The 3,882-nt window shown below is 74.2% G+C and carries 4 protein-coding genes; 1 reads left to right on the top strand and 3 read right to left on the bottom strand.

The features are described from left to right. Positions 1–88: 88 nt before the first annotated feature. The 3 genes from OZN99_RS27280 to OZN99_RS27270 all read right to left on the bottom strand — a co-directional run bounded on the left by OZN99_RS27280 (position 89) and on the right by OZN99_RS27270 (position 3,403). On the bottom strand, positions 89–1,135 hold the full coding sequence (locus OZN99_RS27280; RefSeq protein WP_270938378.1) for a dihydrodipicolinate synthase family protein: 1,047 nt from the start codon (positions 1,133–1,135) through the stop codon (positions 89–91). A 2-nt stretch (positions 1,136–1,137) separates the two neighbouring features. Further along, positions 1,138–2,160, bottom strand: coding sequence for an NAD-dependent epimerase/dehydratase family protein (locus OZN99_RS27275; RefSeq protein WP_270938377.1), 1,023 nt, complete (start codon positions 2,158–2,160; stop codon positions 1,138–1,140). A 91-nt stretch (positions 2,161–2,251) separates the two neighbouring features. Beyond that, entirely contained in the window at positions 2,252–3,403 is a 1,152-nt protein-coding gene (locus OZN99_RS27270; protein WP_270938376.1) for an FAD-dependent oxidoreductase, read from the bottom strand. A 65-nt stretch (positions 3,404–3,468) separates the two neighbouring features. Here OZN99_RS27270 and OZN99_RS27265 point away from each other — a divergent pair. Next, positions 3,469–3,882: ring-opening amidohydrolase (locus tag OZN99_RS27265; RefSeq protein ID WP_270938375.1), on the top strand; the 414-nt coding region annotated here is incomplete at its 3' end.

Genomic DNA, 3,882 nt, shown 5'->3' with positions numbered 1-3,882 from the left:
GGCCTCGAAGGGTCGCGCCGCCGCGCCTGCCGGCCGCGCCAGCGCCGCGAGCGGCAACCCGGCCAGCAGCGCGCGCCGGCGCAGCGCCTCAGGCCAGCCAGCGATGCAGGTTCTCCCGCACGAAGGCGTCGTCGGTCAGCTGCGGATAGCGCGCCGCCACCGCCGTCAGCAGCTCCGACTGGCCGGGCGAGAGCCCCTCGCGCTCGTCCAGGCACCAGATGCCCTCCAGCAGCCCCTGCCGCCGCAGCACCTCGTGGCAGCCGGCGATCACGCCGTGGAAGTGGTGCGCCACGTCGAAGACCGCGGCGTTCATCTCCGTCACCTGCGCATCCAGCGCCAGCAGCCCGGGCGGGATCGGCCCGTCGCCCACCGCGCGGCAGCGCGCATGCAGCTCCACCGCCGCCCGCGTCCAGACCGACCAGTGGCCGAGCAGGCCGCCGACGATGCGCAGCGGCCGCTCGCCGCCCAGGTCGAAGGGCGTCAGCAGATCCGCCACGATGTGGTCGTCGTTGCCGGTGTAGAGCGCGATGCGCTCCGCGGCCCCCGCCTCCTGCACGCCGCGCAGCACGTCCAGCGTGGCATAGCGGTTGAAGGGCGCGATCTTGATGGCGACGACGTTCGGGATGGCGGCGAAGCGCCGCCAGAAGCTGGCGGGCAGGGGCACGCCGCCGACCGCGGGCTGCAGGTAGAAGCCGAACAGCGGCATCTCCTCCGCCACCGCGCGGCAATGCGCGACCAGCTCGTCCTCGCTCGCGCCCTTCCAGGCGGCGAGCGAGAGCAGCACCGCGTGATAGCCCAGGCCGCGCGCCACGCGCGCTTCCTCGACGGCCTGGGCCGTGCGCCCGATCGCGCCGGCGACCAGGATCGGCGCGGTCGCCTGCTCTCCCGCGGCGTCCGCCGCGATGCGCAGCACCGTCTCGTAGAGCCCGACCTCGCGGATGGCGAATTGCGTGGTGTGCACGCCCACCGCCAGGCCGCCGCTGCCGGCATCCAGGTAGTAGCGCGACAGCGCCTTCTGCCGCCGCGCATCCAGCTTGCGCGCCGCGTCCAGCGCCAGCGGATGCGCCGGGATGACGCAGCCCGCCTGCAGCCGGGCCGCGATGCCCGACGGCCAGTCCTGCCAGAGCAGGCCCATCGTCAGAACCTCCCGTCCCGCACCTCGAACTTGGTCGGCTTGCCCAGCGCGCGGCCGCCGCGCGCCACCCAGTCCGCCACCCAGCGCAGCATGATCTCCAGCGGCACGGTCGGGTAGCCGAACAGCGCGAAGGCGCGCGCGGCGTTGGACAGCAGCGCTTCCGGCGCCTCCGTGCCGACGAACTCCGGCTGCCGGCCCATCACCTCCGCGAAGCGCCCGGCGAGCCAGCGGATGGAGACCGTCTCCGGCCCGGTGACGTTCACGATGGGGCAGGCGGGGTCGGCGTGGCGCAGCGCGCGCAGCACCCAGGCATTCGCATCGCCCTGCCAGATCACGTTCGCGTGACCCATGGCCAGCGGCACCGGCGTGCCGGACCAGACCTTGGTGGCGACGTCGTGCAGCACGCCGTAGCGCAGGTCGATGGCGTAGTTCAGCCGCACCCCGAAGCAGCGCGTCCCGCGCAGCGCCGCGGCATGCTGGAACACGCGCTCCCGCCCCAGGCAGCTGGCGGCGTAGTCGCCGACCGGCGCCGGGGCGGTGCCCTCATCCGGCGCCGGCCCGTTCAGCGGCACCATCGGCAGCACGTTGCCGGTGGAGAAGAAGACGATGCGCGAGGACGCGTAGCGCTCCGCCACCGCCGCCGACAGCAGCACGTTCATCGCCCAGGTCAGCGCCTCGTTGCCGGTGGAGCCGAACTTGCGCGCGGCCATGAACACGACGTTCGGCGCATCCGGCAGCGCGGCCAGCGCGGCGCGGTCGCCCAGCTCCGCCGTCAGGCACTCGATGCCCCAGGATTCCATCCGCTCCCGCAGTCCGGGCTCGGACCAGCGCGCCACCGCGATCACCCGACGGGCCGGATCTGCGCGCTTCGCCAGGCGGCAGAGCGTCGGGCCCATCTTGCCGGCCGCCCCCAGCACCAGCAGGTCGCCCGGGACATCCGCGAGGTCCGCGCGCAGCGCCTCGTCGGGGCGCGACATCAGCTCCTCGAGCGTCGCCTCGTCGGCAATCGCCGCCGGCCATCCCATTCCGTTTCCCCCAGCATCCATCGCAGGCGCAGCATGAGCCGGGCGGGCAGGGGACGGAAGGGGGCCGCCCGTCAGGGCTGGTTCATTCTTGTCATGCAACATCCACGTAGGTGCGACGCAGCTTCGCGAGGAAGTCAGGCCGTGTCTTGGCCTGCGTCCCCGCCACCACGTCGCAGCCCGGCAGCAGCGTGTCGGAGGCCGCGAGCGAGAAGTCGCGCACGAATTCCACGCGCGGGTCGCGCGCCGCCGCGATGTCCGCCACCGTGCCGCCGCGCCGCAGCACCTGGCCCGCCACCACGCCGCATTCCACCGCCTGCGTCGCCCCCTGGCCGAGGGTGGGCACCATCGCCTGCGCCGCATCGCCCAGGAACAGCGCGCGGCCGCCGGCGGCCGTGCGGAGCAGGGGCACGGTGGCGGAACGCGCCCAGTGGATGTCGTCGATCTGCGCCGCGATGCGGTCCAGCATCCAGGCCACCGCCGGGCAGGGCGCACCGCCGGGCGGCGTGAACAGGGCGCGCTGCGCGGCCGGGGTCTTCATCCCCTCGTCCACCACGCCATCGGGCCCGATCGGGAAGGTGCCGGCGATGTAGACCGCGCCGCCCGGCACCCGGAAGGACAGCAGCCGCGCATTGCCCTGGAACCACTGGCCGTAGTCGTCGTACGGGCAATCCGCTGCCTGCGTCACCAGGAGGCGCCAGATGCAGACGCCGAGCAGCGTGCCCTCCGGCTCGCCGGCGGTCAGCGCGCGCAGCCGGCTGTAGCGCCCGTCGGCGCCGACCAGCAGGTCGAAGCCGCCCTCGCGCACCAGGCCCTGCGCGGTGCGGAACACCGGCACCAGGCGACCCGCCGCATCCTCCTCCACTGCTTCCAGCGCGTGCCCGTGGCGCGTGCAGCCTGCCACGGGCGCGCGCAGCAGCCGGTACAGCTCCGACCAGCGGATCCGCACGCCCGGCTCCTCCGCCACCTCCAGCAGGTCGAGGTCCAGCAGCCGCGTGCCGTCGGTCAGGTCCACGAACCAGCGGTTCCAGGGCAGCGAGGCGGCGCGCAGCGCGGCGTGCCGCGCCGGCATCGCTAGGCGCAGCGACTTCAGCGCGTTCGGGCCGATGTTGAGCCCGGTGCCGGCTTCCGCGTGGTCGTCCGGCGCCACCCGCTCGAAGGCGGTGACGTCGTGGCCGGGCGCGTCCTGCAGTGCCTCCGCCAGCAGGCTGCCCGCGACGCCGGTGCCGATGATGCCGATGCGCATGGATCCATCCGAGATGACCGCGGCGAGGCGTGCAAGGGCCGCGCCAGCCCGAATAGGATGGGCTCATGCCGCACCTTGCCATCCATCGCCTCTCCATGGCCCATCCGGGCGACCTCTCCGCCCTGGCCGCGCTGATCGAGAAGGGCGAGGTCCGCGCCGGCGAGATCCGCGCGGTGATCGGCAAGACCGAGGGCAATGGCGGGCTGAACGACTTCACGCGCGGCTACTTCACCCAGACGCTGATGCACCTGCTGGCCACCCATACCGGCGATGCCCCGGCGGCACTGGCCGCGCGCATCCCCTGCGTGCTGTCCGGCGGCACGGAGGGCGCGCTGAGCCCGCACTACCTGGTGTTCAGCGTGGGCGGGGCCGATGCGCCGGGGCAGCACGGCCTGGCGCTCGGCACCGCCTTCTCGCCGCCGACGCCGGCGCGGGAGGTCGGGCGCGCGGCGCAGATCGCGGCGGTGGCGGCGGCGGTG

Source organism: Falsiroseomonas oryzae (genome assembly GCF_027856955.1).
GTDB classification, from domain to species: Bacteria; Pseudomonadota; Alphaproteobacteria; order Acetobacterales; family Acetobacteraceae; genus Falsiroseomonas; species Falsiroseomonas oryzae.
This window is presented reverse-complemented; position numbering and strand designations above follow the sequence as displayed.

Coding starts and splice junctions, on each gene's coding strand:
- OZN99_RS27270 (WP_270938376.1), bottom strand. CDS start 3,403: ATGCGCATCGGCATCATCGGCACCGGCGTCGCGGGCAGCCTGCTGGCG.
- OZN99_RS27275 (WP_270938377.1), bottom strand. CDS start 2,160: ATGGGATGGCCGGCGGCGATTGCCGACGAGGCGACGCTCGAGGAGCTG.
- OZN99_RS27280 (WP_270938378.1), bottom strand. CDS start 1,135: ATGGGCCTGCTCTGGCAGGACTGGCCGTCGGGCATCGCGGCCCGGCTG.